At 61.1% G+C, this 26,917-nt stretch carries 24 protein-coding genes; 7 read left to right on the forward strand and 17 right to left on the reverse strand.

Features of this window, described 5'->3' with window-relative positions:
* Window positions 1-143 precede the first annotated feature (143 nt).
* Window positions 144-797 (reverse strand): LON peptidase substrate-binding domain-containing protein, encoded by a 654-nt coding sequence (locus tag QMY55_RS05490; RefSeq protein WP_283487669.1) that lies wholly within the window; start codon window positions 795-797, stop codon window positions 144-146.
* 235 nt (window positions 798-1,032) lie between these two features.
* Here QMY55_RS05490 and QMY55_RS05495 point away from each other — a divergent pair, with 235 nt between their 5' ends.
* Window positions 1,033-1,596: a YggT family protein gene (locus tag QMY55_RS05495; RefSeq protein ID WP_283487670.1), complete on the forward strand. Its 564-nt coding sequence runs from the start codon at window positions 1,033-1,035 to the stop codon at window positions 1,594-1,596.
* Between the two features lie 105 nt (window positions 1,597-1,701).
* On the opposite strand, the gene accD is transcribed toward QMY55_RS05495, so the two are convergent.
* The 11 genes from accD to QMY55_RS05550 form a co-directional block, all read right to left on the reverse strand.
* Window positions 1,702-2,577 carry an acetyl-CoA carboxylase, carboxyltransferase subunit beta gene (gene accD, locus QMY55_RS05500; protein ID WP_283487671.1) on the reverse strand — a complete coding sequence of 292 codons (876 nt, stop codon included), beginning with the start codon at window positions 2,575-2,577 and terminating at the stop codon, window positions 1,702-1,704.
* Window positions 2,578-2,764: 187 nt separating this feature from the next.
* Window positions 2,765-3,574, reverse strand: coding sequence for a tryptophan synthase subunit alpha (trpA, locus tag QMY55_RS05505; RefSeq protein WP_283487672.1), 810 nt, complete (start codon window positions 3,572-3,574; stop codon window positions 2,765-2,767).
* Window positions 3,574-4,878, reverse strand: coding sequence for a tryptophan synthase subunit beta (gene trpB, locus QMY55_RS05510; RefSeq protein ID WP_283487673.1), 1,305 nt, complete (start codon window positions 4,876-4,878; stop codon window positions 3,574-3,576). The genes trpA and trpB overlap by 1 nt, the downstream gene beginning before the upstream one ends.
* Window positions 4,803-5,588, reverse strand: coding sequence for a phosphoribosylanthranilate isomerase (locus QMY55_RS05515; RefSeq protein WP_283487674.1), 786 nt, complete (start codon window positions 5,586-5,588; stop codon window positions 4,803-4,805). Before QMY55_RS05515 ends, trpB begins: the two co-directional genes overlap by 76 nt.
* A 23-nt stretch (window positions 5,589-5,611) precedes the next feature.
* Window positions 5,612-6,442, reverse strand: a complete 831-nt coding sequence (truA, locus tag QMY55_RS05520) for a tRNA pseudouridine(38-40) synthase TruA (protein ID WP_283487675.1) — start codon at window positions 6,440-6,442, stop codon at window positions 5,612-5,614.
* Between the two features lie 37 nt (window positions 6,443-6,479).
* A complete protein-coding gene (locus tag QMY55_RS05525) occupies window positions 6,480-9,404 on the reverse strand; it encodes a FimV/HubP family polar landmark protein (protein ID WP_283487676.1) in 2,925 nt (974 codons plus the stop codon).
* 368 nt (window positions 9,405-9,772) lie between these two features.
* Window positions 9,773-10,885, reverse strand: a complete 1,113-nt coding sequence (gene asd / locus QMY55_RS05530; RefSeq protein ID WP_283487677.1) for an aspartate-semialdehyde dehydrogenase — start codon at window positions 10,883-10,885, stop codon at window positions 9,773-9,775.
* A gap of 390 nt (window positions 10,886-11,275) precedes the next feature.
* Window positions 11,276-12,352 carry a 3-isopropylmalate dehydrogenase gene (gene leuB / locus QMY55_RS05535; RefSeq protein WP_283487678.1) on the reverse strand — a complete coding sequence of 359 codons (1,077 nt, stop codon included), beginning with the start codon at window positions 12,350-12,352 and terminating at the stop codon, window positions 11,276-11,278.
* Window positions 12,353-12,471: 119 nt separating this feature from the next.
* Window positions 12,472-13,128 carry a 3-isopropylmalate dehydratase small subunit gene (gene leuD, locus QMY55_RS05540; protein WP_283487679.1) on the reverse strand — a complete coding sequence of 219 codons (657 nt, stop codon included), beginning with the start codon at window positions 13,126-13,128 and terminating at the stop codon, window positions 12,472-12,474.
* 32 nt (window positions 13,129-13,160) lie between these two features.
* The gene (leuC, locus tag QMY55_RS05545) at window positions 13,161-14,582 is read right to left on the reverse strand and encodes a 3-isopropylmalate dehydratase large subunit (protein ID WP_283487680.1); all 1,422 of its coding nucleotides are present in this window, start codon (window positions 14,580-14,582) and stop codon (window positions 13,161-13,163) included.
* A 63-nt stretch (window positions 14,583-14,645) separates the two neighbouring features.
* Entirely contained in the window at window positions 14,646-15,614 is a 969-nt protein-coding gene (locus QMY55_RS05550; RefSeq protein ID WP_283487681.1) for a LysR substrate-binding domain-containing protein, read from the reverse strand.
* Window positions 15,615-16,051: 437 nt separating this feature from the next.
* Between QMY55_RS05550 and QMY55_RS05555 the strand changes: the two genes are divergently transcribed.
* On the forward strand, window positions 16,052-17,257 hold the full coding sequence (locus tag QMY55_RS05555; protein ID WP_407650634.1) for an SEL1-like repeat protein: 1,206 nt from the start codon (window positions 16,052-16,054) through the stop codon (window positions 17,255-17,257).
* A gap of 109 nt (window positions 17,258-17,366) precedes the next feature.
* Here the strand turns inward: QMY55_RS05555 and dnaJ are convergent, their stop codons facing one another.
* From dnaJ to grpE, 3 genes are all read right to left on the reverse strand, one after another.
* Window positions 17,367-18,494, reverse strand: a complete 1,128-nt coding sequence (dnaJ, locus tag QMY55_RS05560) for a molecular chaperone DnaJ (protein ID WP_283487683.1) — start codon at window positions 18,492-18,494, stop codon at window positions 17,367-17,369.
* Window positions 18,495-18,596: 102 nt separating this feature from the next.
* Window positions 18,597-20,537 (reverse strand): molecular chaperone DnaK, encoded by a 1,941-nt coding sequence (dnaK, locus tag QMY55_RS05565; protein ID WP_283487684.1) that lies wholly within the window; start codon window positions 20,535-20,537, stop codon window positions 18,597-18,599.
* 116 nt (window positions 20,538-20,653) lie between these two features.
* Entirely contained in the window at window positions 20,654-21,199 is a 546-nt protein-coding gene (grpE, locus tag QMY55_RS05570; protein ID WP_283487685.1) for a nucleotide exchange factor GrpE, read from the reverse strand.
* 312 nt (window positions 21,200-21,511) lie between these two features.
* Between grpE and rpsF the strand changes: the two genes are divergently transcribed.
* The 5 genes from rpsF (at window position 21,512) to dnaB (ending at window position 24,630) form a co-directional block, all read left to right on the forward strand.
* Window positions 21,512-21,874, forward strand: coding sequence for a 30S ribosomal protein S6 (rpsF, locus tag QMY55_RS05575; RefSeq protein WP_218242734.1), 363 nt, complete (start codon window positions 21,512-21,514; stop codon window positions 21,872-21,874).
* 20 nt (window positions 21,875-21,894) lie between these two features.
* A complete protein-coding gene (gene priB / locus QMY55_RS05580) occupies window positions 21,895-22,185 on the forward strand; it encodes a primosomal replication protein N (protein WP_283487686.1) in 291 nt (96 codons plus the stop codon).
* 18 nt (window positions 22,186-22,203) lie between these two features.
* Window positions 22,204-22,485: a 30S ribosomal protein S18 gene (rpsR, locus tag QMY55_RS05585; RefSeq protein WP_158386426.1), complete on the forward strand. Its 282-nt coding sequence runs from the start codon at window positions 22,204-22,206 to the stop codon at window positions 22,483-22,485.
* A gap of 11 nt (window positions 22,486-22,496) precedes the next feature.
* Window positions 22,497-22,949: a 50S ribosomal protein L9 gene (gene rplI / locus QMY55_RS05590; protein ID WP_283487687.1), complete on the forward strand. Its 453-nt coding sequence runs from the start codon at window positions 22,497-22,499 to the stop codon at window positions 22,947-22,949.
* A 238-nt stretch (window positions 22,950-23,187) separates the two neighbouring features.
* Window positions 23,188-24,630 carry a replicative DNA helicase gene (gene dnaB, locus QMY55_RS05595; protein ID WP_283487688.1) on the forward strand — a complete coding sequence of 481 codons (1,443 nt, stop codon included), beginning with the start codon at window positions 23,188-23,190 and terminating at the stop codon, window positions 24,628-24,630.
* Between the two features lie 154 nt (window positions 24,631-24,784).
* On the opposite strand, the gene QMY55_RS05600 is transcribed toward dnaB, so the two are convergent.
* Together QMY55_RS05600 and QMY55_RS05605 are read right to left on the reverse strand one after the other, a co-directional pair.
* Window positions 24,785-25,186, reverse strand: coding sequence for a hypothetical protein (locus QMY55_RS05600; protein WP_283487689.1), 402 nt, complete (start codon window positions 25,184-25,186; stop codon window positions 24,785-24,787).
* Complete coding sequence (locus QMY55_RS05605; RefSeq protein ID WP_283487690.1) at window positions 25,187-26,917, reverse strand: PhoH family protein; 1,731 nt, start codon at window positions 26,915-26,917, stop codon at window positions 25,187-25,189.

The raw sequence follows: 26,917 nt of genomic DNA on the forward strand, positions 1-26,917 counted from the left end.
GGCAGATGGCGGTCAAAGCGCGGATTGCCGCTGAGGATTGCGCATGCGTTGCCAGCGGGAAAAGTATTGCTGGTGCTGGAATCTGCTATCTGAATAAGAGCGTCATGCGCAATGTCGTAAAGCGTCAGAGGTTGTTCTTATGCTTATTCCGGTTGGGTTGGTGGTTGGGCTGAGCCGATGCCGTTCTGTTCCAGCACATCGGCCACCAGCTCCAGCCGCAGCAGCGGACTGTCCAGGGTCATCAGCTGTTGCTTGACGCTGACAGGCAGTGGCAGCATCTCGGCCCAGCGATTGGCGACCCAGCCGCAATCGTTGAGCTGCGAGGGTGTGGGCAGGTAGCGGTGGTCGATGTCCTGGCCGTGCATATTCATCAGCACCTGAAACAGCGCGTGTGCCATGTTCAGCAGATGGGGCGGGATGGGCATGGCCGTATCGGCGTCTTGCATGTTCACATCGGCCACCCACAGGCCGTGCGGAAGCTGCCAGCTGTTCTGGATATGAAAGCGCTGCATGCCCAGGCACTGCAGATGCAACAGGCCCGCTTGCAAGGGCTCCAGCGCTTCAATGCGGGCCAGCACGCCTTCGGCAAACAGCTGCTCGGGCTGGGCGCCGGCCTTGCGGACTTCGTGGCCGCTTTGCAGTGCGACGACACCGAATGGCGCACCCGTGCTCTGGCATTTGCGCACCATATCGAGGTAGCGTACCTCGAACACGCGCAGGCTCAGGTGCCCGCCGGGAAACAGGACTGTGCCCAGCGGGAACAGGGGCAGCGAATGCAGACTTGAGGTTTCAGCCATGGTGCCCGGCTATCATCCCACGAATACGACTTACGCAAATGAGGTTCAGGCCAGACGGTTGTCCTATGGGAATGCCTTTGGTGCATCCTTGTTTGCGTAAGTCCTAACGAATACGACTTACGCAAATCAGGTTCAGGCAAGGCGGTTGTCCTATGGAAATGTCTTTGGTGCATCCTTGTTTGCGTAAGTCCTAACGAGAATAGGCAATTCGCCTGCCATCTAATGGACCGAGCCCATGCTGTTTGAAATTGTTGTATTCCTGCTGGATATTGTTGTTGGCCTGATCAGCGGCGCCTGCCTGCTGCGCATGTATATGCAGGCCCAGCGCGTGCCGTTTGGCAATCCCGTGGGGCAACTGGTTTTTGCGCTCAGCGATTGGATTGTTCTGCCGCTGCGCAAGGTCGTCGCAGGCAAGGGGCGCTGGGATATGAGCTGTCTGCTGGCTGCATTTGCGCTGCAACTGGTGGAGATGCTGCTGCTGTGGTTGCTCCAGGGAGCCAACAGCATGGTGCTGGCGCTGCCCTGGCTGGCGGTTTGCGGGCTGGTCAAGGTCGCGCTGTCCGGGCTGATGGGTATTTTGCTGATCTATGCCATCTTGTCCTGGGTGCAGCCCTATTCACCGATTTATGGCGTGCTGCAGCGCCTGGCCGAGCCGGTAGTGGCACCTGTTCGCAAGCGTGTGCCCCTGATCGGCAACGTGGACTTTTCCGCCTTGATCGCGTTGATCGCGCTGCAGGTGTTGCTGATGGTGCTCAACTATGTGCAGGCTGGCGGCTTGCGCTTTCTGGCAGGCATGTAAGGTGGAACCGCTTCCGAGCGGTTTGTGATGTGGCCGTGCAATGAAAAAAGCGGCTGACGTAGATTTAATCTACGTCAGCCGCTTTGCTTTTGATAGCGTCTGGATTTATTCCACGGCGTCGGCAGGCAGGCGTTGCAACATGGCCAGCGAGCTGGAGATGCGGTCGCGCAGTTCGCGGCGGTCCACGATCATGTCCACGGCCCCCTTTTCCTGCAGGAATTCGGCGCGCTGGAAGCCTTCGGGCAGCTTGACGCGCACGGTGGTTTCGATCACGCGGGGGCCGGCAAAACCGATCAGGGCCTTGGGCTCGGCCATCACGATGTCACCGACAAATGCGAAACCGGCAGACACGCCGCCCATGGTGGGGTCGGTCAGCACCGAGATATAGGGCAAGCCTTTCTTGGCCAGGCGGGTCAGCGCGGCATTGGTCTTGGCCATTTGCATCAGCGACAGCAGGCCTTCCTGCATGCGCGCACCGCCGGTGGCGGTAAAGCAGATGAAGGGGACTTTTTGCTCGATCGCTGTTTCCACGCCACGCACAAAGCGCTCGCCGACCACGGAGCCCATGGAGCCGCCCATGAAGTCAAACTCGAAGCAGGCCACGACCACATTGATGCTCTTGACGGAGCCACCCATGACAACCAGTGCATCGGTCTCGCCGGTGTTTTCCAGCGCTTCGGCCAGACGCTCGGGGTACTTGCGGCTGTCCTTGAATTTGAGGGGGTCGACGGGAATGACTTCCTGGCCGATTTCATAGCGGCCCTCGGCATCGAGAAAATGGTTCAGGCGCGCGCGTGAACCGATGCGGTGATGGTGGCCGCAGGTCGGGCAGACGTTCTGGTTCTTTTCCAGATCGGTCTTGTACAGAACGGTTTCGCAGCTGGGGCATTTGATCCACAGACCTTCGGGAATCTGCTGGTGGCGTTCCGTCGGGTTGGTCTGCTGGATTTTTGCAGGCAGAAGTTTTTCAAGCCAAGACATGGTTATTTCCTTTTCAGTTTCCACTGCACTGCGCGCCACCCGCAACCCATGAGAGCGGCGCGGCGCAGGCACTGGCGCAATCCCGGTCAGGGACGGCGAGCAAGGGCCGCCCCGCTGCGAGGCTATCGTCCCCCTACAAGGGGGAAGCGGCAAAGCCGCTCAGGGGGTGGCTGATTTCAGGGCTGCATTATGCGTCGAGAGCCTTTCGCACGCCGCGCAGAAAGTCTATTGCCAGGGGCACGATTTTCTCATGCGGCTGGTTGTCGAGCAGATCGATGATGCGGCTGCCGATGATGACGGCGTCCGAGACGCGGCCCACGGCCTGCGCTGTCTGGGCATCGCGGATGCCGAAGCCCACGCCCACGGGAATGCTGACATGCTGGCGAATGCGGGGCAGCATGGCCTCCACGGCCGAGGTGTCCACCGCTGCCGTGCCTGTGACGCCCTTGAGCGAGACATAGTAGACATAGCCGCTGGCCACGCGCGCGACCTGCTGCATGCGCTCGTCGGTGCTGGTGGGGGCCAGCAGAAAGATCAGGTCCATGTCGCGCTCGCGCAGCTTGGCGGCGAACTCTTCACATTCCTCGGGCGGATAGTCCACGATGAGAATACCGTCCACGCCGGATTCTGCCGCGTGATTGACGAAGGCGTCTTCACCGTGGATCTGGTCGTAGCGCTCTACGGGGTTAGCGTAGCCCATGAGTACCACGGGGGTGGTGCTATCTTTTTTTCGGAACTCGGCCACATAGGCCAGCACCTGCTTGAGGCCCACGCCGTTGGCAATGGCCTTGTCGCCGGCGCGCTGGATGGTGGGACCGTCGGCCATGGGGTCGGAGAAGGGGACGCCCAGTTCGATCACATCGGCGCCGGCCTCCACCATGCCGTGCATGAGCGAGGGCGTGATGGCCGCAAAGGGAAAGCCTGCCGTGATGTAGGGAATCAGCGCCTTGCGGCCTTCTTCCTTGAGCTTGCTGAAGGTGTCAGAAATTCGGCTCATTATTTGTTGCCTCCCGTGGTGGGCGCATGGGGCGCGGCTTTGGCGGCCTCCAGGCTGTGCGCGCCCTTGACGGTCAGGCCGCGCATGGAGGGGCGGTCAAAATATTCGGCACCCGACAGATCGGCCACGGTGCCTATGTCCTTGTCGCCACGGCCCGAGAGGCTGACGAGAATCGACTGGTCGGGGCGCATGGTCTTGGCCAGCTTCATGGCATAAGCCACGGCATGGCTGGATTCCAGCGCGGGAATGATGCCCTCGGCGCGGCACAGATAGTGGAAGGCATCCAGGGCTTCGGTATCGGTGATGCCCACGTACTGGGCACGACCGATTTCCTGCAGCCAGGCATGTTCCGGACCCACGCCCGGATAGTCCAGGCCGGCGCTGACCGAATGGGTCTCGGTGATCTGGCCGTTCTCATCCTGCAGGATGAAGGTGCGGTTGCCGTGCAGCACGCCCGAGCTGCCTTTTTGCAGCGATGCAGAGTGCTTGCCGGACTCCAGGCCTTCACCCGCAGCTTCCACGCCGATCAGCCGGGTGTTCTCGTAGGGGATATAGGGGTAGAAGATGCCCATGGCATTGCTGCCGCCGCCCACACAGGCCACAACGGCGTCGGGCTGCTTTTCGGGGCCGAGGAATTCGGGCATCTGGGTCAGGCATTCGTCGCCGATGACCTTCTGGAAGTCGCGCACCATCATGGGGTAGGGGTGGGGGCCGGCCACGGTACCGATGATGTAGAAGGTGTTGTCCACGTTGGCCACCCAGTCGCGCATGGCTTCGTTGAGCGCATCCTTGAGGGTCTTGGAGCCGGACTCCACGGGCACCACGGTGGCGCCCAGCAGCTTCATGCGGTAGACGTTGGGGCTTTGGCGTTTCACGTCCTCGGCACCCATGTAGATGATGCATTCCAGACCGTAGCGCGCGCAGATGGTGGCCGTGGCCACGCCATGCTGGCCAGCGCCGGTTTCGGCAATGATGCGCGGCTTGCCCATGCGCTTGGCGAGCATGGCCTGGCCGATCACATTGTTGATCTTGTGGGCACCCGTGTGGTTGAGGTCTTCGCGCTTGAGGTAGATCTGCGCACCGCCCATTTCACGCGACATGCGGTCTGCGTGATAGACAGGGGAAGGGCGGCCTACATAGTGGGCCAGCTCGGACTGGAATTCCTTGATGAACTCGGGATCGTTCTGGTGTCTGGCATAGGCGTCGCGCAGCTCGGCCAGCGCGTGGGTCAGGGTTTCGCTGGCGAAGCTGCCACCGTAGCGGCCGAAGTGGCCGAGGGCGTCAGGGTATTGGTATTCAAACATGAGCTTGTCTGCAAATAAGAGGCATCAGCTGCACGGACGGCAGCAATGAAGCGGTGAATCTTGTGGGCATCCTTGATGCCTTTGAGGGGCTTGCCATCGGGGCCGTCGGCCTCGACTCCGGAGCTCACATCAACGGCCAGTGAGAGCCCGCGAGGGCGCACTTGCAAGATGCCATCGGTCACGTTTGCAGGCGTGAGTCCACCAGACAAAACGAGGTGAGAGGCGACGCTTGTTGGCAGAAGTGACCAATTGAATGCTTTCCCGCCACCGCCATAGCCGTCGACATGGGCGTCGAGCAATATGGCCTGGGCCTTTGAATAACGTTGTGCATATTCTACGAGGTCGAACCGGATCGCATCATCCCCAAGGGGTATGCGCGCTGCTCGCATCCAGGGTTGTACGCCCCGGGTTGCGGCCTCGCAGTCCTCGGGCGACTCGTCACCATGAAATTGCACGCAAGCGTTTGGTATACGTGCGCAAGCAGCTATGACATTGTTAGCGCTTTCGTTGACGAACAGCAGAACAGGCGTGACAAAAGGCGGCAGGCGCCCGGCCAGCTGCGCCGCGCGTTCCAGCGTGACGGCACGCGGGCTTTGGGCATAGAGCACAAAGCCGATAGCGTCGGCTCCGGCCTGGACGGCGGCATCGACGTCCTGCTCGCGTGTCAGGCCGCAGATCTTGATGCGGGTACGGGGGGCAATGAAAGACATGACAGGCTTGTGGCGGCGGCAGCTCAAGGCAGCCAGGCAAATGGAGGCGTATCGCCAGGCAGCCCCCAGCGTGCGTCGTAGATGGGGCCGAGGAAGTACAGCCCGTCGGGGGAGAAGGTGGGCGCGGCCACTTCGCGTGAGCGTGCATCCAGCACCTGTTGCATCCACTCTACCGGCTTGGAGCCCTGGCCCACGTAAATCAGGCAACCCATGATGTTACGAATCATGTGGTGCAAGAAGGCGCTGCCTTCGAACTCAAAACGCCAGTAGCCACATTCCATCTGCCCATCTCGCATGGGAGCCTGGCCCGCAGGGCGGTAGTGGATATCGATGCGGTGAAGGGTCTTTACCGGGCTCTTGGCTTGGCAGCCTGCGGCGCGAAAGGACGAGAAATCATGCTCGCCCAGCAGCAGATCGGCGGCAGCGCGCATGCGCTGTGCATCCAGAGGCTGGAACACCCAGCCGACCCGGCCATGGTCCACGCTGGGGCGCACGGGGGATTGCAGCAGCACATAGGCATAGCGGCGGGCGGTGGCGCAGGCGCGGGAGTGAAAGCCATCCAGGCCATCCGGTACTTCGGCCGCCCATTGCACGGCGATGTCTTTGGGAAGAAAGGTGTTGGTGCCGCGCACCCAGGAGTTGGGCACCCGCTGCAATTCGGTGTCGAAATGCACGACCTGCATCAGCCCGTGAACACCGGAGTCGGTGCGGCCGGCGCAGATTGTGGACACCTCTTGAGCAGCAAAGCGGCCCAGGGCCGCTTCGAGTTTGTCTTGTACGGTGTTGCCATCGGGCTGGCTTTGCCAGCCGCGATAGGCCTGACCGTTGTAGCTGACACCAAGAGCTATGCGCATGGCATGGCCCCTGGCGCGGATTTTTCACGCATCAAATTCAACCAATCTGAGAGAGCAAGGCTTGAGCCTTGGCCTTGAGATCGCCATGGGCTTCGGCGATCACTTCTTCGATGAGTGTACGCGCTCCGTCGCTGTCGCCAATGGCGTTGAACTCTTCGGCCAAAGCCAGCTTGGTGGCCATGGGGTCTTCCGGCATGGAGGGGGTGGCCGCGGCAGGAGCCATGGCAGCTTCTGGCGAGGTTCCCAGATCCAGCGACAGACCGCTGAGGTCGAACACAGGCTCCGGCTCAGCCTGAGAAGCAGCATTGGCATGGCTGTTGCCTGCATCCGCATCGACAGGCAACTCCAGTGTTACGTCGTCACCGGCCAGCGACAGTTCCGAATCCGCAGGGGAGGCTTCGACCTTTGCCTGTGGCGGGGCGAAGCTATCCAGGTCGAACTCGAGCGCATTGAATGTGTCGGCAGGCGATGGGGTGGCTGCGGGCTCGGCGACTGCCGGTGCCTGCGCGGCAGGCAGGCTGAAGGAGGAGGCCAGATCGTCCAGGTCCAGATTCAGGCTGTTGTCCGCCGCGGGAGCGGGGACCGGTGCGTCCCACTGTGCCAGCGAAGCGAAGTCTTGCTCGCTGGGCTGAGGAGCCATGACGTCGGGCAGAGGCTGCGCGACAGGAATCTGGGCATCGGCAAGGCCCGTGGGCAGATCCAGATCCAGGCCGAAGTCCATATTCGTGGGCACGGTGGGAGGGCCTTCGTGATCTTGTGCTGGAGTCGGCTCCTTGGGTGCCTGATTGACCGAAGCCAGGGCATCGCCGAATGCCATGCCGCCAGCGACGGCAACAGCAGGAGCCCCCCCCACCGTGTTCTGGCCCATCAGGCCTTGAGAAGCAGAGGCGCTGGCTGCAGCCTGGCCGCCGGGTTGGTACAGGGCGTTGTCGGGATCCAGAGTCCGACCCTGATCGGCCACGCGCTGCCATTCGGAGCCCTTGCCCTGGGTCAGGTTGTAGAGATTGCCTGCGACAGCGGCATAGGCAATCCGGTCGTTGCGCTTGGCATAGATTTCCGCCAGCTTCTGGTGTAGAACCAGACGGTTGGGGTCGGTGCGCAGGGCTTCCTTGAGGATTTCCTCGGCTTGCAGATCACGGCCATAGGCCAGATAGACGTCGGCTTCGGCCAGGGGGTCCACATCACCGGCGTCCAGCTGGCTGGGCGAGTACTGCATGGATTGGCCCGACATCTGGCTGCTGCTTGTGGTGGTGTCCACGCGCTGGCCGCCGCTGGCGCCAAAGAAGGAGTCGGCTGCCAGTTGGCTGTCGCCCAGAGAGCTGTCGGCACTGGCTGCTGCAGCAGCCTTGCGGCGCTGGGCCACCCGGTAGCCGCCATAACCGAGCAGCAGAGCCAGTATGGCTGCGCCCGCCAGCGGAATGGTGGGGTCATCCATCAGGCCGTCTATGAAGCTGGGCTCGGGCGGTGGCTCCACGGGGATCGGGGCCGGCTTGGGCGCAGGTGCTGGCGCAGGGGTTGCGGGGGGCGCTTCTGCAGAGGGGGCATCTGTGGTTGGCGCAGCGGAGTCCGGCGCGCTGCCTGCCTCTGCTGCAGCTGCGGCTGCTGGTTCAGCTGGCTTGGCGGTTTCGGCAGGCTGTGCACCTGCTTCAGGCGCGGGTACAGAAGCCGCAGGAGTTGCAGCGGCGGGAGCAGGAGTGGCTGCCGCATTATTGGCTGCGGTTGCCAGTGGAACGTTTACCCCTGGCGTTGTTACCGGAGCTGCTGCGCTGGCTGCTGGTGCTGCGGCACCGCCGGCCGGTTGTGTGGCAGCGGCGATCTGGCTGAGCTCGGCCATGTTGCGCTTGAGCTCGTCGGTGCGGGCAGACTGATCCGAGGCCTGCTTTTGCTGTGCCAGCTTTTCATCGGCGGCCACGCCCTTGACCGAGCCCTTGGAGAGGGTCAGCTTGTCAGGCGCTGCCGTGTTGGGCTTGCTGTCTTCCACATGGGCCTGAACCTGACCCGACGCACTGCGCGTGGCTGCAGCAACAGGGGCAACCGGTGCGATGCCGGCCAACTGGCGACGGAACTCGTTGAAGTCGCGCGATTGAGCGGCCATGATCTGGCGCGCTTCCTTGTTGGAGGTCGCTTGTGCAGTGGCTGCATCGGGCAGTTGAATCACGGCGCCGCTGCGCATGCGATTGATGTTGCCGTTGACAAAGGCCTGGGGGTTGCTGCGCAGCATGGCGACCAGCATCTGATCCAGCGACACGCCAGCGGGCTTGTTGGCGGATGCAATGCGGCCGGCGGTATCGCCTGTCTTGACGCGAACCGTGTCTGCCTCGTTGCCTTGGGCTTGAGCGGCAGCAGCCTGGCCCTTGTTCCTAGAGGTGCGGGCGGTCTTGGTTGAACCTTCATCCAGATCGCGGTCGTTGCGCAAATCGCGACCTTGCGCGGCGGTCACGGCCGGTGCTGCGGTGGCCTGGGCAGGGCGCTCGACGACCGCTGGGCGGGCAGGGCGAGGCTGCGTCTCCGCAGGAACCTGGGCTGCAGTCACAGGGGCGGGGGTCGACCGGCGGGATGCAGGAGGATCGAGCAGCAGGGTGTAGTTGCGCTGAATCTTGCCGGACGCCCAGTTGGCGTCGATCACCAGATCCACAAACGGGTCGTTCACAGGCTGGAAGCTGCTCAGCTGCAGTACCGCTGAACCGTTGGCACGCTTTTGGACCTTGACGCGCACGGAGTTGGCCGTGCTGGTGTATTCCATGCCTTGAGCGCGGAAGGTGGCTGCGGGCGCGATGGCTGCTTGCAGGCTTTCGGCCTCGGCAGCGCTCAGTTGGGGAATTTCAACTTCTGCACGCAGTGGCTCTCCCAGCGCCGACTGAACGGTGATGCGGCCCAGTGCCAGGGCCCAAGCATCGGTGGCCGTAAGGCTGGACAGAGCGAGGGAGGCAGCGGCTAGCGCAGAGAGTTTCCAGCGTTGCATAAGGCATCAAACTTGGTTTTTGCATCCAGCCCGCTCTATTGTTTTTTTAGCGAGATCCAAGGGTGGATGCGTCAGTCAATGAAATTTCCGACGGTCAGCGAAGTGTTTCTTGGCCCGTAGGACACAGTTTGCATTGTCAACGACGCTATTGCATTGTGAGCAATTGCGTCTTTGTCAAGGCGAAGTAATGTTGTCGATTGGCAACGAGATGCCTGCGAATATAGCGCCAGCCTGGCAGGCTGACTCGGTGAAACAAGCGGGTGATTGTGACCCAAGCCTGGTCTTGGACATGAAAAAGCGCCATCCGCGACGAGCGTGGTATGGCGCTTTTTGCGCTGGCTCAAGCCAGCAAGAGGTGCTTAGCGAGCTCAGGCTGCCAGCAGGATGCGCAGCATGCGGCGCAGCGGCTCGGCAGCACCCCACAGCAGCTGGTCGCCGATCACGAAAGCGGACACGTACTCGGGGCCCATGTTGAGCTTGCGCACGCGGCCCACGGCCACTTCGAGGCCGCCGGTGGTCGCGGCAGGTGTCAGCTCCTTGACGGTCTCTGCGCGGTCATTGGCCACGAACTTGACCCAGGGATTGCCACCCTTGATCAGCGCTTCGATCTCTTCCAGGGGCAGATCCTTCTTGAGCTTCAGCGTCAGCGCCAGGCTGTGGCAGCGCATGGCGCCGATGCGCACGCACAGGCCGTCGACGGGGATGGTGGCTTCGGTGCCCAGGATCTTGTTGACTTCGGCCTGGCCCTTCCATTCCTCCTTGGACTGGCCATTGGGCAGTTGCACATCGATCCAGGGGATCAGGCCGCCGGCCAGAGGTGCGCCGAAGAATTCGGTGGGTACATCGGTACGGATGGTTTCGGCCACCTTGCGGTCGATTTCCAGGATGGCGGAAGCGGGTGTTGCCAGTTCGTCGGCCACGGCAGCGTGCACCACGCCCATGCCCTTGAGCAGTTCGCGCATATGGTTGGCGCCGCCGCCCGAAGCTGCCTGATAGGTCATGGAGCTGACCCACTCCACGAGACCGGCCTTGAACAGGCCGCCCAGGCCCATCAGCAGGATGGAGTTGGTGCAGTTGCCGCCGATCCAGTTCTTGCCGCCGGCGGCGAGCTTCTGCTTGATCAGGCCGTCGTTGACGGGGTCCAGCACGATGACGGCATCGCTCTCCATGCGCAGCGAGGAGGCTGCGTCGATCCAGTGGCCGTTCCAGCCGGCGGCGCGGATCTTGGGGAAGACTTCCTTGGTGTAGTCGCCGCCCTGGCAGGTGATGATGATGTCGCACTTGGACAGCTCGGCGATGTCGTTGGCGTCCTTGAGCTGGGTGTGCACCGTGGCCATCGCGGGGGCCTTGCCGCCGGCATTGGAGGTGGAGAAGAACACCGGCTCAATCAGCGCGAAGTCGCCTTCGACCTGCATGCGGTCCATCAGCACGGAGCCGACCATGCCGCGCCAGCCCACCAAACCTACCAGTTGCTTACTCATTTGAAATGCCCTTTCAGTTTTGAAAACCGTTGTTTTCGACTGCTTCGTCCGGCTCGTCTGAGCCGGAAAGGGCGCACGACGAACCGGGCTGGGTCAGCCTGTAATCGTCTTAATGGTGATTGCGCGCGCGTCCAGACCGGCAAGCATTGCGGGTGTGGCTGTTTCAGTGTTGAAGGTACGTGCGGCAAACATAAGAGTTGTCATTCTAGCGACTAGAGAAAAAGCGTGAAGAATTAAAAGTGCTTAAAACTATAGTCAAAACGTCGAAATAAATTATTTATTTATGACGTTTTGTTTTATCTGGCATCGAAAAATACGACAAACATAAAGCCACCGCTTTTGCGGCGGTGGCTTCGCATCAGCCGTTCATGGTCATTTGATGGCCATCAGTCAGACGCTGGCCAGGGCTTTGACCACGGCATCGCCCATCTGGGCGGTGCTGACCTTGGTCGTGCCTTCGCTGTAGATGTCGGCAGTGCGCAGGCCGTCTGCCAGCACCTTCTGCACGGCAGCTTCAATCCTCTGGGCAGCGGCTTCCTGGTTCAGCGAGAAACGCAGCATCATCGCGGCCGAGAGGATGGTGGCCAGCGGGTTGGCGATGCCCTTGCCGGCGATATCGGGAGCCGAGCCGTGGCTGGGTTCGTACAGGCCTTGCTTCTTGTCGTTGAGCGAGGCCGAGGGCAGCATGCCGATGGAGCCGGTCAGCATCGAGGCTTCGTCGGAGAGGATGTCGCCGAACATGTTGCCGGTGACGACCACGTCGAAGCGCTTGGGTTCCTTGACCAGCTGCATGGCGGCGTTGTCCACGTACATGTGGTCCAGAGCCACATCGGGGTACTGCTTGCCCACTTCGGTGACCACATCCTTCCACAGCTGGAAGGTTTCCAGCACATTGGCCTTGTCCACGCTGGTCACACGCTTGCTGCGCTTTTGCGCGGCCTGGAAGGCGACATGGGCGATACGCTCGATTTCGGGGCGGGTGTAGCGCATGGTGTCGAAGGCTTCCTCGGCGCCGGGGAAGTGGCCGTCGGGAGCCACACGGCGGCCGCGTGGCTGGCCGAAGTAGATGTCGCCGGTCAGCTCGCGGATGATGAGGATGTCGAGGCCTGCGACCAGCTCGGGCTTGAGGCTGGAGGCATGGGTCAGTTCCTTGTAGCAGATGGCGGGGCGGAAGTTGGCGAACAGGCCCAGGGCCTTGCGCAGGCCCAGGATGGCCTGCTCGGGGCGCAGCGGACGGTCCAGCGTGTCGTACTTCCAGTCGCCCACGGCGCCGAACAGGATGGCGTCGGCTTCCTGTGCCAGCTTCAGCGTGGCAGGAGGCAGGGGGTGGCCGGCAGCTTCATAGCCGGCACCGCCCACGGGAGCTGTCTCCATCTCCAGGCCCAGATTCAGGGCCTCAAGCACCTTGACGGCTTCCGCGACGATTTCGGGACCGATACCATCACCGGGCAAAACTGCAATCTTCATGATGTTCCTTTGATTAATTTGATAGCTGCTTGCGCTTGATATTCATAGACTTCATATTGAATTTGCTTGAAAGTCTATGAATGGAGAGCGCTGGCAGCTCATTTATTGATAGAAATGAATCAGCGCTGGATCAATGTGTGAGCCAGCCAGGGCTTTTGCGCCAGACGCTCGGCCTCGAAAGCCTTGATCTTGTCGGCATGGCGCATGGTCAGGCCGATGTCGTCGAAGCCGTTGAGCAGGCAGTACTTGCGGAAGGCGATCACGTCGAAGGGGATCTCCTCGCCCTGGGGCCTCAGGATCACCTGGCGCTCCAGGTCGATGGTCAGTTCGTAGCCGGGGAAGGCCGCCACTTCGTTGAACAGCAGGTCGATCGTGGCCTCGGGCAGAACTATGGGCAGCAGGCCGTTCTTGAAGCTGTTGTTGAAGAAGATGTCGGCAAAGCTGGGGGCCAGAATGGCGCGGAAGCCGTACTGGTCCAGGGCCCAGGGCGCATGCTCGCGGCTGGAGCCGCAGCCGAAGTTCTTGCGCGCGATCAGGATGGAGGCACCTTTGTAGCGCGGCTGGTTGAGCACGAAGTCGGGGTTGGGCTTGCGCTCGGATTCAGGAACGCCGGGCTGGCCGGGCTGGTCCAGGTAGCGCCATTCGTCAAACAGATTGGGTCCGAAGCCGGTCTTCTTGATGGACTTCAGGAATTGCTTGGGAATAATGGCGTCGGTGTCGACGTTCTCGCGGTCCATGGGGGCGACAAGGCCCTTGTGCACGGTGAATTTCTGCATGGTGTGATTCCAGAATCTTGTGTCTTGATGGCTTACGCGAACTTTCGGATATCCACGAAATGGCCGTGAATGGCGGCCGCTGCGGCCATGGCGGGGCTGACCAGATGGGTACGGCCACCGGCGCCCTGACGGCCTTCGAAGTTGCGGTTCGAGGTCGAGGCGCAGCGCTCGCCGGGCTCCAGGCGGTCTGCGTTCATGGCCAGACACATCGAGCAGCCGGGCTCGCGCCATTCAAAGCCGGCGGCCTTGAAGATCTGGTCCAGGCCTTCGCGCTCGGCCTGTTCCTTCACGAGGCCGGAACCGGGAACGACCATGGCCAGCTTGATGTTCTTGGCCACTTTCTGGCCGAGCTTCTTGACCACGGCGGCGGCTTCGCGCATGTCCTCGATGCGGCTGTTGGTGCAGGAGCCGATGAAGACCTTGTCCACGAAGATGTCGTTGATGGGTTTGCCGGGCTCCAGTGCCATATAGGTCAGCGCGCGCTCGATGGCGCCGCGTTTGCCCGCGTCCTTTTCCTTGTCGGGGTCGGGCACGCTGGCGTCGATCCCCAGCACCATCTCGGGGCTGGTGCCCCAGGTCACTTGCGGCACGATGTCGGCCGCGTTGAGCTCGACCACGCGGTCGAACTTTGCATCAGCGTCGGAGTGCAGCGTTTTCCAGTAGGTCACTGCAGCATCCCATTCGGCACCTGTGGGGGCCAGAGGGCGCCCTTTGATGTAGCTGATGGTCTTGTCGTCCACGGCCACGAGACCTGCGCGCGCGCCGCCTTCGATGGCCATGTTGCAGACCGTCATGCGGCCTTCCATGGACAGATCGCGGATCGCTTCGCCCGCGAATTCGATGGTGTAGCCCGTGCCGCCAGCCGTGCCGATCTTGCCGATGATGGCCAGAACAATATCCTTGGCCGTGATGCCAGGAGCCACCTTGCCGTTGACCTGCACCAGCATGTTCTTGGCCTTCTTGGCCAACAGGGTCTGGGTGGCCATCACGTGCTCGACCTCGGAGGTGCCGATGCCGTGGGCCAGCGCGCCGAATGCTCCGTGCGTGGAGGTGTGGCTGTCGCCGCAGACCACGGTCATGCCGGGCAGGGTGGCGCCTTGCTCGGGGCCCATCACGTGGACGATGCCCTGGCCCTTGTCCATGAAGGGGAAGAAGGCCGCAGCACCGAAATCGGCGATGTTGCTGTTGAGGGTGATGATCTGTTCCTTGCTGATCGGATCGGCAATGCCGTCATAACCACGTTCCCAGCCATCGGTGGGGGTGTTGTGATCGGCGGTCGCCACTACGGAGCTGGTGCGCCACAGCTTGCGACCGGCTTCGCGCAGACCTTCGAACGCCTGGGGGCTGGTCACTTCGTGCACCAGGTGGCGGTCGATGTAGAGGATGGAGGTCCCGTCTTCCTCGGTGTGAACGACGTGCTCGTCAAAAATCTTGTCGTAGAGGGTGCGTCCCATGGTGCTATTGCTCTCGTGAGTTGGAGTTGTCGGGTGGTTTATTCGGTACAGGCCAAGGCCGTTTCAGGCCTTGGCGCTGGTGGGGCAAAGATGGTCCACCAGCAGGCGGGCCGTGACGGGCAGGGCGTCAAAATCGCGGGCGACCACGCATAGTTCGCGCAGGGCCCAGTCGTCGCTGAGCTGCACGGCGCGCAGATGGCCCACGCCATGCATGAGCTCGAAGGCGCGGTCGGGCAGCAGGCCCAGTCCCAGGCCGTTGTCGATCATGCGACACATGGCGTCCAGGCTGGTGACCTGGATGCGCTGGTGCAGCGCATGGCCGGCCTGGGCTGCCGCGGCGCGCATGGCCAGGCTGATGGAGGAGCCTGCGTGCAGGCCGACGATGTCCCATTCCAGCACTTCGGAGAAAGCCACGCTCTCGCGCGAAGCCAGTGCATGGCGCTCGGGCACGACGACGACCAGACGGTCTTCGCGGTAGTTGCGGTACTGCAGGGCTACATTGCCCTGAGTAAGCGGCACGGTGGCCTGGTTGCCTTCGCCACTCTTGACATTGCCCAGCGTGCAGATGCCGATGTCGGCCGTGCCTTCGGCCACGGCGCTGAGCACATCGGGGCTCAGGTGTTCCTGCAGATCGATCTTGATCTGGCTGTGTTCGCGGGCAAAGGCGCCCAGGTCTTCGGGCAGGAACTGCACGATGGCCGACATATTGGCATGCATGCGCACATGGCCGCGTACGCCGTCGGCGTATTCGGAGAGCTCGCCCTGCATGCGCTCCAGCCCGTACAGCACATTGCGGGCATGGTGCAGCAGGCTTTCGCCAGCAGGTGTCAATGTCACGCCGCGGCTGTGCCGATAGAGCAGGGCGGTATCCACCGTGGCTTCCAGGTCCGACAGACGCTTGCTGACGGCCGAGGCGGCAATGAACTCGCGCTCTGCGGCACGGCCAATGCTGCCCAGTTCGCATACGGCGACGAACAACTGAAGAGAGGTGAGATCGATGCGGCGCGCAAAACTGCGCTCTGAATTCTTCATGGGGCTGGCTCAAGTCTTCTCATTTTGAGAAGTTCTCTGTATTTTTACCGATTAAAAACCATTCATCCATCTTTGAATGAGATGTCTTGTTTCGCGATGATTAATTGATGAAGATGGTTGTAATCGTGATTTTCGATGGCTTTCGGGGTGCCTGCTTGGGTGTCCGTGCAGGTGTTTCCATATATTTCAAAATTGATAGCGCTTGTCGAGCGCCAGGCAATAGTTTGTGTCAAATTTCATGAATAATTCCGTGGCACGGTATTTGCAACGATGTTTGCAAGTGTTAACCGTCAGTAAAGGGCGTCCTGCATGGGCTATTTGCTGCAAAAATGTGAGTTATGAGAGCCTCCAATACCGAAACAAGCAAGGGTGCAATCGTGGCTGCGCCAACTTTTCCGATACCGCCGAGCGCGGGCAGACGCTGGGGGCAGCTTTGCGTGCTGGCGGTTGCTCTGACGCTGGGGGGCGTGGTCTCCGTGCCTGCTGTCGCCAAGGGCAAGACCAGCACGGCTGCCAAGCCCGCAAGCAAACCTGCCGGCAAGAGTGCGGCTACAGCCGCCAAGCCGGGCAAGGGGGGGAAAGCTGCCACGGGCAAGGCAAGCGGCAAGGCCGCTGGCAAGAAAGCAGCGCGCGGCGGTCATGTCGCGCGTGGCGCTGCGATTGGCGCGGCTGCAGCGGCTGCGCCCATGGGGCTGGAGCACTGGTCGCCCGGTAATGCCAAGTCCGACCATGTGGAGGACGCCAAGGAGTTTGAGTCGATTCGGGCGACCGCCCAGACCGGAGATGCCAAGGCTCAGTATCTGCTGGGATCGCGTTATCGCTTTGGCAAGGGGGTGAAGCAGGATCTGGCGCAGGCCGTGCAGTGGTATCGCAAGTCTGCCGAGCAAGGCTATGCGCCCGCCCAGTCCGATCTGGGTGTGATGTATGCCAACGGGCGCGGTGTGAGCCAGGATGAACAACAGGCGGTGCGCTGGTATGGCAAGGCCGCAGAGCAGGGCGACGGCATTGCCCAGAACAATCTGGGCCTGATGTATGCCGAAGGGCGTGGAGTGGCCAAGGACGAGGCGCAGGCTGTGCAGTGGTTTCAGCGCTCGGCGCAAAGTGGCGAGGCTGCGGGCCAGTACAGCCTGGGGGTGATGCTCTCCAGTGGCCGCGGCATCAAGGAGGATGGCCGCGCATCCCTGCAATGGTTTGAGAAGGCGGCCGAGCAGGGCCATGCCGATGCTCAGTACAACACGGGGATGATCTATGCCGTGGGCGCCTTGGTGCCGCAGGATCTGCCGCGAGCCGCGAAATGGCTGGACAAATCGGCGAACCAGGGTAATGCCGCGGCCCAGTCATCACTGGGCTTTCTCTATGCCAACGGCCAGGGAGTGAGTCAGGATGCCAAGACCGCCGCTCGCTGGTTCGAGCGCGCCTCCAGGCAGGGGTATACATTGGCGCAGTCCAATCTGGCGGCCATGTATGCAGGCGGTCAGGGTGTTGAAAAGGATATGGCCAAGGCTTATTACTGGCTGCTGATTGCCCGCCAGCAAGATCCCGCACTGCAAAGCCGGGTGGAGACGGCAGAGCAGGAGTTGAGTGCTGCCGAGCGGGTTCGCATCCAGCGCCTAGTCAGCGCCTGGAAGCCGGTCAGGGAATAAATCCCCGGGCATGCGATCCACGCGGTCTCTTCAAGAGAACGGGTGTCGTGGGACGGTCTGGCGATGAAAAAAGCCCATCAGGCATTTGCCGATGGGCTTTTTTGCAGGCTTAGCTGAAGAAGCTCTTCAGGCGGTCGGTCCAGCTTTCGCCGCTGGGTGAATGCTTGGAGCCGCCCTTCTTGAGGGACTCGTCCAGATCCTTGAGCAGCTTGCGCTGGTACTCGGTGAGTTTGACCGGAGTTTCCACGACGATGTGGCAATACAGGTCGCCAGGGTAGCTGGAGCGCACGCCCTTGATGCCCTTGCCGCGCAGGCGGAACTGCTTGCCGGCCTGGGTGCCTTCGGGGATATCGATGGCGGCCTTGCCTGCCAGCGTCGGTACTTCGATCTCGCCACCCAGGGCTGCAGTGATGAAGCTCACGGGCACATTGCAGTGCAGGTCGTCGCCATCGCGCTCGAAGATGTCGTGATCCTTGACGCGAATCTCGATATAGAGGTCGCCTGCCGGGCCGCCATTGGTGCCGGGCTCACCGTTGCCGGCAGAGCGGATGCGCATGCCGTCGTCGATGCCGGCTGGAATCTTCACTTCCAGGGTCTTCTGATGCTTGACCTTGCCTTGGCCGCCGCAGCTGGTGCAGGGCTCGGGAATGATCTTGCCGGTGCCGCGGCAGTGCGGGCAGGTCTGCTGAACGCTGAAGAAGCCCTGGCGCATCTGCACCGTGCCCATGCCGTTGCAGGTGGTACAGGTCTTGGTGCTGGTGCCGGGCTTGGCGCCGCTGCCATGGCAGGTGTCGCAACTGTCCCAGCTGGGAATGCGTATCTGGGCATCCTTGCCCTTGGCAGCCTCTTCCAGGGAGATTTCCATGGAGTAGCTGAGGTCGTTGCCGCGATAGACCTGGCGGCCACCACGGCCGCCGCGGCCCTGGCTGAACATATCGCCAAAGATATCGCCAAAGGCTTCGGCGAAGCCGCCAAAGCCTTCACCGCCGCCCATGCCGCGATTGGGGTCGACGCCGGCATGGCCGTACTGATCGTAGGCTGCACGCTTTTGGCTGTCGGAAAGCATCTCGTAGGCCTCTTTGACCTCCTTGAACTGCTCTTCGGCCGCCTTGGCCTTGTCACCCTGGTTGCGATCGGGGTGGTACTTCATCGCAAGCTTGCGATAAGCCTTTTTGATTTCATCGTCCGAGGCGCTTTTGGCAACGCCCAGAACTTCGTAGTAGTCACGTTTGGACATGTTGTTTTCCGGTCGGATAGAACAGCAACGCCGCGCCAGCTCTGTTCAGAGCTCGGCGCGGCGGCAAGCGGTCACGGGTTTGAGGCCAGGACCTGCCCGCGCTTAGTCCTTCTTGACTTCCTTGACTTCAGCATCAACGACGTTGTCGTCAGAAGCAGCGGCCGATGCACCCGCGCCTGCTGCACCGGCTGCAGCTGCCGCTTCAGCACCGCCTGCGGCCTGTGCGTCGGCGTACATCTTCTCGCCCAGCTTCTGGGCAGTGGTCATCAGTGCCGTGGTCTTGGCATCGATGTCGTCCTTGTTTTCGCCCTTCAGAGCTTCTTCCAGTTCCTTGACTGCAGCTTCGATGGCTTCCTTCTCGGAAGCTTCCAGCTTGTCGCCATGCTCGGAGAGGCTCTTCTTGACGCTGTGGACGGCAGCTTCGCCCTGGTTCTTGGCAGTCACCAGTTCCAGCTTCTTCTTGTCGTCAGCGGCGTTCAGCTCCGCATCCTTGACCATCTTCTGGATTTCGTCTTCCGATAAGCCGGAGTTGGCCTTGATGGTGATCTTGTTTTCCTTGCCCGAGGCTTTGTCCTTGGCGCCCACGTGCAGGATGCCGTTGGCATCGATGTCGAAGCTCACTTCGATCTGGGGCACGCCACGGCCTGCGGGTGGAATGCCTTCCAGGTTGAATTCGCCCAGCAGCTTGTTGGCGCTGGCGATTTCACGCTCGCCCTGGAACACCTTGATGGTCACGGCGGGCTGGTTGTCTTCGGCCGTGGAGAAGGTCTGAGCGAACTTCGTGGGGATCGTGGTGTTCTTGCTGATCATCTTGGTCATGACGCCACCCAGGGTTTCGATACCCAGGGACAGAGGTGTCACGTCCAGCAGCAGCACGTCGGAGCGCTCGCCACCCAGCACCTGGCCTTGCACGGCAGCGCCCACGGCCACGGCTTCGTCAGGGTTCACGTCCTTGCGGGGATCCTTGCCGAAGAATTCCTTGACCTTTTCCTGTACCTTGGGCATGCGGCTCATACCGCCGACCAGGATGATGTCGTCGATGTCGGACACGGAGATGCCCGCGTCCTTGATGGCGGTACGGCAAGGAGCGATCGTGCGCTCGATCAGGTCGTCAACCAGACTTTCCAGCTTGGCGCGGGTCAGCTTGATGTTCAGGTGCTTGGGGCCTGTGGCATCGGCCGTGATGTAGGGCAGGTTGATGTCGGTCTGGGCAGAGTTCGACAGTTCGATCTTGGCCTTCTCGGCGGCTTCCTTCAGGCGCTGCAGGGCCAGCACGTCCTTGGACAGGTCGACGCCCTGTTCCTTCTTGAACTCGTCGATGATGTAGTTGATGATGCGCTGGTCGAAGTCTTCGCCGCCCAGGAAGGTGTCGCCGTTGGTCGACAGCACTTCGAACTGCTTTTCGCCGTCCACGTCGGCGATTTCGATGATGGACACGTCGAAGGTGCCACCGCCCAGGTCATACACGGCCACCTTGCGGTCGCCCTTGCCGGACTTGTCCAGACCGAAGGCCAGGGCCGCAGCGGTAGGCTCGTTGATGATGCGCTTGACTTCCAGGCCGGCGATGCGGCCAGCATCCTTGGTGGCCTGGCGCTGTGCATCGTTGAAGTAGGCGGGCACGGTGATGACGGCCTCGGTCACGGCTTCGCCCAGGAAGTCCTCGGCGGTCTTCTTCATCTTGCGCAGCACTTCGGCGCTGATCTGGGGAGGAGCCAGCTTTTCGTCACGCACCTGAACCCAGGCATCGCCGTTGTCGGCCTTGATGATCTGGAAGGGCATCAGGCCGATGTCCTTTTGCACTTCGGCTTCGTCGAACTTGCGGCCGATCAGACGCTTGGCGGCGTAGATGGTGTTCTTGGGGTTGGTGACAGCCTGGCGCTTGGCAGAGGCGCCAACCAGGATTTCGCCGTCGTCTTGGTAGGCGACGATGGAGGGGGTAGTGCGGGCACCTTCGCTGTTTTCAATCACGCGGGTGTTGTTGCCGTCCAGAATGGCGACGCAGCTGTTGGTCGTGCCCAGGTCAATACCAATGATTTTTCCCATAATTCTCTCCGTAATCTGTTGAATGTTTGCTTGAAAGTCAGTTAGGGGCGCTTGTGAAGCTCTTCAAGAGTCCTTGCTCACAATATTTGCGCCCCTGGCTTGCGAATTTGTGGCGATCAGCCTTGAGCCACGGTGACCAGGGCCGGGCGCAAAATGCGGTCGGCAATCACGTAGCCCTTCTGCAGCACGTTGACGACAGTGTTTGCGGGCTGTTCGGCAGGCACCATGCTGATGGCCTGGTGGTAGTGGGGGTCGAACTTCTCGCCGGCGGCGGGATTGATCGCCAGAACCTTGTTGCGCTCCAGGGCCGAAGTCAGCTGGCGCAGCGTGGCATCGGAGCCTTCGCGCAGTTGCTCAGGCGTAGCGTTCTGGATGGCCAGTGCTGCATCCAGGCTGTCGATCACGGGCAGCAGGCTTTCGGCAAAGCCTTCGATACCGAACTTGCGGGCCTTGGCCACATCTTCTTCGGAGCGGCGGCGCACGTTCTCGGCCTCGGCCTTGGCGCGCAGATACTGGTCGGCCAGCTCGCTGCTCTTGGCCTTGAGTTCTTCCAGCTCGGCCTTCAGACGCTCCAGCTCGTCCGACGCATTGGCTGCCATTGCGGTTTCCACTTCCTCAGGGCTGGCGTCATTGAATGGGTTGGGGTTGTTGTTCTCGGTCATAGGTGGTGAAGGTTTCTCAAAACTTGTATCAGTCTGATGACTAGATATGCGCAGGCCGCTCTATTTCAAGCCTTGTCCTCTCTCTGGGTAGAAGGGGATTGCATTGTCAGTCCATAATTGAAAGTTACAGAGGGTTATGGAGAGTGTGAGCACTTCTTCTCTGAGCGTTCTGCCTGGTATTGTCCCGTGACAAGTCCCGGGTTTTCCAGTGCCAAGTGTACAGATAGTCGGGTACTCGGCTAGAATCTAACGTTTTGCCTTGCCGCACCACTACCAGACGCAGTGGGCGGCGTTTTCCCAAAAGGAGTCGTTATGCGTCATTACGAAATCGTTTTGTTGATCCATCCGGATCAAAGCGAGCAAGTTCCTGCCATGCTGGAGCGCTACAAGGGCATGATTACCGCTGGTGGCGGTAAGGTGCACCGTGAAGAAGACTGGGGCCGTCGTCAGCTGGCCTACATGATCAACAAGCTCGCCAAGGCTCACTACCTGTGCTTGAACATCGAAGCCGACCAGGCTGTGATGGCTGAACTGGAACACGCCTTCAAGTTCAACGATGCCGTGCTGCGTCACCTGACTGTGCAGAAGAAGAAGGCTGATACAGCTGCTTCCGCCATGATGAAGACCGTTGAGCGCGAAGAAGCTCGCAAGGCCAACCAGGCTGAGCACGCTTAATAGCATCAGACTCTGAAGGAGTGGAAAACCGCGTTGTGTTGACGGGTGCGCTCGCCGAGCAAGCTGCTCTGCGTTACACGCCCGCCGGACTGCCCGCGCTGGATCTGCGAATTGAACACAGTTCGCAACAGCAGGAAATGGGCAATGCACGCAACGTCACCGCATCTGTAAAAGCTGTGGCCTTTGGCCCGCTGGCTGAAAAGCTGGCCCGCCAGGCTCCGGGTAGCCAATGGACCTTTCAAGGTTTTCTGGCCACCCCGCGCAACAGCAAGATGCTGGTTTTGCACATTCAGGACATCCAACAAAACTAATTTTCAAGAGGTCCAGAAATGGCCACGTTCAAGAAATTCAACAAGGACAAGCGTCCCAAGCGCAACACCCAGTCGCTGCTGTTCAAGCGCAAGCGCTTCTGCCGCTTCACCGTTGCCGGTGTGGAAGAGATCGACTACAAGGATGTCGACACACTGCGTGACTTCATCGCCGAAAACGGCAAGATCGTGCCCGCTCGCCTGACCGGCACGCGCGCCATCTACCAGCGTCAGCTGAACACAGCCATCAAGCGCGCTCGCTTCCTGGCTCTGGTTCCTTACTCTGACCAGCACAAGATCTAAGGAGCACGAACATGCAAATCATTCTGCTCGACAAGGTTGTGAACCTGGGTAACCTGGGCGATATCGTCAAGGTCAAGGACGGCTACGCTCGCAACTTCCTGATCCCTTCGGGCGCTGCCCGTCGTGCGACAGCTGCTGCAAAGGCTGAATTCGAAGCCAAGCGCGCTGAGCTGGAAAAGGCTGCTGCCGAGAAGCTGGCTGCTGCTCAAGAACTGGGCGAAAAGCTGAACGGCGCTTCCGTGAAGATCACTCAGAAGGCTGGCGTTGACGGCCGTCTGTTCGGTTCGATCACCAATGCCGACATCGCTGAAGAACTGGTGAAGGCCGGCTTCGCAGTGCACAAGGCACAGGTTCGCATGCCCAACGGTCCTATCAAGATGGTTGGCGACGCTACCGTGGTAGTGGCTCTGCACACTGATGTGTCCGCAGAAGTGACTGTCTCCGTGTACGGCGACCACTCCTAATTCGGACTCGTTTCCGGATTGGCAAGAAACCGCCTTCGGGCGGTTTTTTGTTTTCTGGCCCTATTGGGTTTACCAGTGTTTTTATAGTCACCTTCGGTGATGAAGTCGCGGCCTCCCGCTACGATGGAGGACTTACCTCAAGGATAGGACTTACGCAAACAAGGATATGCCAAGAAGTGCTTTCCTTGAGGCGAAGCTTTTGCTTGAACCTGATTTGCGTAAGTCGTGAAGGAGTCTCATGTCGTCTGTAATGCCCCCGCTTGATATGGAAGATGATGCGTTCGCGCCCTTGCCCGGCTCCGGTTCCCTTGCGGATCCCGAGGTGGCGCAACTGCGCGTGCCGCCGCACTCCATGGAGTCGGAGTCCTCGGTGCTTGGCGGTCTGTTGCTGGACAACAATGCCTGGGATCGGGTGGGTGACATGCTCAAGCCCGGGGATTTCTACCGCAGCGAGCATCAGCTGATCTTCGAAGCCATAGGCAAGATGATCAACGAGAGCAAGCCTGCCGACGTGATCACCGTCTATGAGCGCCTGCAGGGCATGGGCAAGGCCGAGGAAATTGGCGGGCTGCTGTATCTGAATCAGCTGGCTCAATATGTGCCCAGCGCGACGAATATCCGCCGCTATGCGGAAATCGTGCGCGAGCGCTCGATTCTGCGTCGTCTGGTGACGACCAGCGATGAAATCGCCACCAATGCCTTCAATCCTCAGGGAAAGTCGGTCAAGGACATTCTGGAGCAGGCCGAGCAGAAGATCTTCGCCATCGGCGAGGAAGGCTCGCGCATGAAGCAGGGCTTTCAGTCGCTGGACTCTCTGGTGGTGGATCTGCTGGACCAGGTTCAGGAGATGGCCGACAACCCCATGGATGTGACCGGCGTGCCTACAGGTTTCGTTGATCTGGACCGCATGACCTCGGGTCTGCAGGCCGGCGACATGGTGGTGCTGGCGGCACGTCCTTCCATGGGCAAGACCTCGTTTGCCGTGAATATTGCCGAGCATGTGGCGCTCAACGAAGGCCTGCCGGTTGCCATCTTCTCCATGGAAATGGGGGCTGCCCAACTGGCCGTACGTATCGTGGGCTCCATCGGCCGGGTGAACCAGGGCAATCTGCGTACCGGCAAGCTCAGCGATGACGAGTGGCCGCGCCTGACCGAGGCCATCGAGCGCCTGCGCACGGTGAGTCTGCATATCGACGAAACGCCGGGTCTGACTCCCATCGAGCTGCGCGCCAATGCGCGCCGTCTGGCTCGTCAGTGCGGCAAGCTTGGCCTGATCGTGGTGGACTACTTGCAGCTGATGAGCGGTTCCGGTGGGGCGGGCAGCGACAACCGTGCGACCGAGCTGGGCGAGATCTCCCGAGGCTTGAAGATGTTAGCCAAGGAGTTGCAATGCCCGGTGATTGCGCTGTCCCAGCTCAACCGCTCGGTGGAGCAGCGTACCGACAAGCGTCCCATGATGTCCGACCTGCGTGAATCGGGCGCCATCGAGCAGGATGCGGACATCATCATGTTCATCTACCGTGACGATTACTACAACAAGGATAGCAAGGAGCCCAATATTGCCGAGGTCATCATCGGCAAGCAGCGTAACGGTCCGACAGGTACCGTGAAGCTCTTCTTCCAGAAGAATCAGACACGCTTCGAGAATCTGGCTCAGGGCTACGGCACTGACGAATATTAAAAATCATAGCTGCCAGCGCTGATTGAGAAAGGGTTTTAAAGTTCTATGAATATGAAATCTATGAATATCATGCGCTGACAGCTATCAAAATGACTGCTGCAGAAAAAAGCCCGCAGGCCATAGGCTGTGCGGGCTTTGCTTTGAATGGGGTGATTCAGTGTCTGAATACGTAGACGGCGAGGCTGACCAGGCTGATGCCCAGAGCGCCGCAGGTCCAGGCCAGGCGTTGCGCGCCTATGCGTAATGCACCGACGGTGGTAACGATCTGGGCATTCTGCTCGGCCAGTTTTTCGATGATCTCCAGCGACTGGCGCTGGGATTGCTCAAGCTGGGCGATGCGCTCTTCCTGCTGCTGAATCAATCTCAGAGCCTGCTCGCTCGCAGATGCCGGGGGCGAGAGGTGGGATGCCTGTTGTGCATGGGCTGCCTGTTCGCGCGCCTCTTCCTGAGCATCTTTCTTCTTGAGCATGCTTTGGGCGGCTTTCATGACCTGGGGTGTGGCCTTGATGACCTCGCCCCAGGGCACGAGCTTGAGCGCAGCGATCCAGCTCGCCACTTACAGCACCTCGCTGGCGAAGTCGGCCAGACGCGAGCGCTCTCCGCGCGCCAGGGTGATGTGGCCGCTATGGGGCCAGCCCTTGAAGCGGTCCACCACATAGGTCAGGCCCGAGCTGCCTTCGGTCAGATACGGTGTGTCGATCTGCGCCAGATTGCCCATGCAGATGATCTTGGTGCCGGGGCCAGCGCGCGTGATCAAGGTCTTCATCTGCTTGGGTGTCAGGTTCTGGGCCTCGTCGATGATCACGTACTTGTTCAGGAAGGTGCGGCCGCGCATGAAGTTCATGCTCTTGATCTTGATGCGGCTGCGGATCAGTTCGTTGGTCGCGGCGCGGCCCCATTCGCCGGCGTTGCCACCGTCGCCCTTGGCCAGGAACTCGAGGTTGTCGTCCAGGGCGCCCATCCAGGGGCCCATCTTCTCCTCCTCGGTGCCGGGCAGGAAGCCGATGTCTTCGCCTACGCTCACCGTGGCGCGGGTCATGATGATCTCGGTGTAGCGGCGCTCGTCCAGCACCTGTGCCAGGCCCGCGGCCAGGGCCAGCAGGGTCTTGCCGGTGCCGGCCGTGCCCGTCAGCGTGACAAAGTCCACGTCGGGGTTGACCAGCAGATTCATGGCGAAGTTCTGCTCGCGGTTGCGCGTGGACACGCCCCAGACGGCGTTCTTGGGGTTGCCGAAGTCGCGCAGGGTCTTGAGCACGGCCGTCTTGTCGCGGATTTCGGTCACGCGCATGTAGAGGCTGGGCTCGCCCGGTGCTTCGTGATAGACGAACTGATTGATCATCAGCTGCTCCACGATGGCGCCGCTGACACGGTAGTAGGTGATGGCGCCTTCCTGCCAGCTCTCCACGTTCTTGCCAGCCTTGGTCCAGAAATCGGCGGGCAGTGCCAGGGCGCCCGAGTACAGCAGGTCGCCGTCTTCCAGCACCTTGTCGTTCTGGTAGTCCTCGGCGGCCAGGCCCAGGGCGCGAGCCTTGACGCGCATATTGATGTCCTTGGACACCAGTACCACTTCGCGGTCCTTGTGCTGCTCGCGCAGGGCGGCGACCACACCCAGGATCTGGTTGTCGGCCTTGCCTTGAGGCAGGCTCTCGGGCAGGGCGGCATCCAGCGGCTGGGTCTGGAAATACAGCGTGCCGGTGGCGCTCTTCTGGCCGGTGGCGTTCAGTGGCAGACCCTTGTCCAGGCCGTCGGCGGGCTGGGAGGCAACCAGTGAATCCAGTGTGCGGCTGACCTGGCGGCCATTGCGCGCCACTTCGGTCATGCCCTTTTTGTGGTTGTCCAGCTCTTCGAGCACCACCATGGGCAGGAAGATGTCGTGTTCCTCGAAGCGGAACAGGCTGGACGGGTCGTGCAGCAGCACATTGGTATCCAGCACGAACAAGGTGGTCGGGCCGGTGCTTGTATTGCGTGTACGGCGCGATGGCTTGTCGCTGCTGGCGGAGGTTTTGCTGTTGTTTTTGCTGGCTTTGCCGGTAGTGGCTGGAGCCAATGCCTCGGTTGTCTGCTTGGTTGCAGTCTTGCTGGCAGCCCTGGCGCTTGCGGCGCTGGTCACGCGCTTGGGTTTGGCGATTGCGGCAGCGGACTGAGGCGCCGCTACTGCTGTTGCTGGGCTGGAGGGCTCCAGATCGTCGTCAGCTCTCGCGGTCTGCTTGGCAGTGCTGCGGCTGGACAAAAAGGCTTCTGCGGAAAGCTTTGCGGCGCGGCGGCCGGGTGCGGGTGGCAGGGGCAT

The organism is Comamonas resistens (assembly GCF_030064165.1).
Classification (GTDB): domain Bacteria; phylum Pseudomonadota; class Gammaproteobacteria; order Burkholderiales; family Burkholderiaceae_C; genus Comamonas; species Comamonas resistens.

What these genes read in the sequence shown, in the direction of transcription:
- trpA (WP_283487672.1), bottom strand. Translation starts at nt 3,574, where the DNA reads ATGAGCCGAATTTCTGACACCTTCAGCAAGCTCAAGGAAGAAGGCCGC.
- leuD (WP_283487679.1), bottom strand. Translation starts at nt 13,128, where the DNA reads ATGCAGAAATTCACCGTGCACAAGGGCCTTGTCGCCCCCATGGACCGC.
- grpE (WP_283487685.1), bottom strand. Translation starts at nt 21,199, where the DNA reads ATGACCGAGAACAACAACCCCAACCCATTCAATGACGCCAGCCCTGAG.
- asd (WP_283487677.1), bottom strand. Translation starts at nt 10,885, where the DNA reads ATGAGTAAGCAACTGGTAGGTTTGGTGGGCTGGCGCGGCATGGTCGGC.
- QMY55_RS05605 (WP_283487690.1), bottom strand. Translation starts at nt 26,917, where the DNA reads ATGCCCCTGCCACCCGCACCCGGCCGCCGCGCCGCAAAGCTTTCCGCA.
- truA (WP_283487675.1), bottom strand. Translation starts at nt 6,442, where the DNA reads ATGCGCATAGCTCTTGGTGTCAGCTACAACGGTCAGGCCTATCGCGGC.
- trpB (WP_283487673.1), bottom strand. Translation starts at nt 4,878, where the DNA reads ATGTTTGAATACCAATACCCTGACGCCCTCGGCCACTTCGGCCGCTAC.
- QMY55_RS05515 (WP_283487674.1), bottom strand. Translation starts at nt 5,588, where the DNA reads ATGTCTTTCATTGCCCCCCGTACCCGCATCAAGATCTGCGGCCTGACA.
- QMY55_RS05550 (WP_283487681.1), bottom strand. Translation starts at nt 15,614, where the DNA reads ATGAAGAATTCAGAGCGCAGTTTTGCGCGCCGCATCGATCTCACCTCT.
- accD (WP_283487671.1), bottom strand. Translation starts at nt 2,577, where the DNA reads ATGTCTTGGCTTGAAAAACTTCTGCCTGCAAAAATCCAGCAGACCAAC.
- leuC (WP_283487680.1), bottom strand. Translation starts at nt 14,582, where the DNA reads ATGGGACGCACCCTCTACGACAAGATTTTTGACGAGCACGTCGTTCAC.
- rpsR (WP_158386426.1), top strand. Translation starts at nt 22,204, where the DNA reads ATGGCCACGTTCAAGAAATTCAACAAGGACAAGCGTCCCAAGCGCAAC.
- rpsF (WP_218242734.1), top strand. Translation starts at nt 21,512, where the DNA reads ATGCGTCATTACGAAATCGTTTTGTTGATCCATCCGGATCAAAGCGAG.
- dnaK (WP_283487684.1), bottom strand. Translation starts at nt 20,537, where the DNA reads ATGGGAAAAATCATTGGTATTGACCTGGGCACGACCAACAGCTGCGTC.
- rplI (WP_283487687.1), top strand. Translation starts at nt 22,497, where the DNA reads ATGCAAATCATTCTGCTCGACAAGGTTGTGAACCTGGGTAACCTGGGC.
- QMY55_RS05495 (WP_283487670.1), top strand. Translation starts at nt 1,033, where the DNA reads ATGCTGTTTGAAATTGTTGTATTCCTGCTGGATATTGTTGTTGGCCTG.
- QMY55_RS05490 (WP_283487669.1), bottom strand. Translation starts at nt 797, where the DNA reads ATGGCTGAAACCTCAAGTCTGCATTCGCTGCCCCTGTTCCCGCTGGGC.
- leuB (WP_283487678.1), bottom strand. Translation starts at nt 12,352, where the DNA reads ATGAAGATTGCAGTTTTGCCCGGTGATGGTATCGGTCCCGAAATCGTC.
- QMY55_RS05525 (WP_283487676.1), bottom strand. Translation starts at nt 9,404, where the DNA reads ATGCAACGCTGGAAACTCTCTGCGCTAGCCGCTGCCTCCCTCGCTCTG.
- dnaJ (WP_283487683.1), bottom strand. Translation starts at nt 18,494, where the DNA reads ATGTCCAAACGTGACTACTACGAAGTTCTGGGCGTTGCCAAAAGCGCC.
- dnaB (WP_283487688.1), top strand. Translation starts at nt 23,188, where the DNA reads ATGTCGTCTGTAATGCCCCCGCTTGATATGGAAGATGATGCGTTCGCG.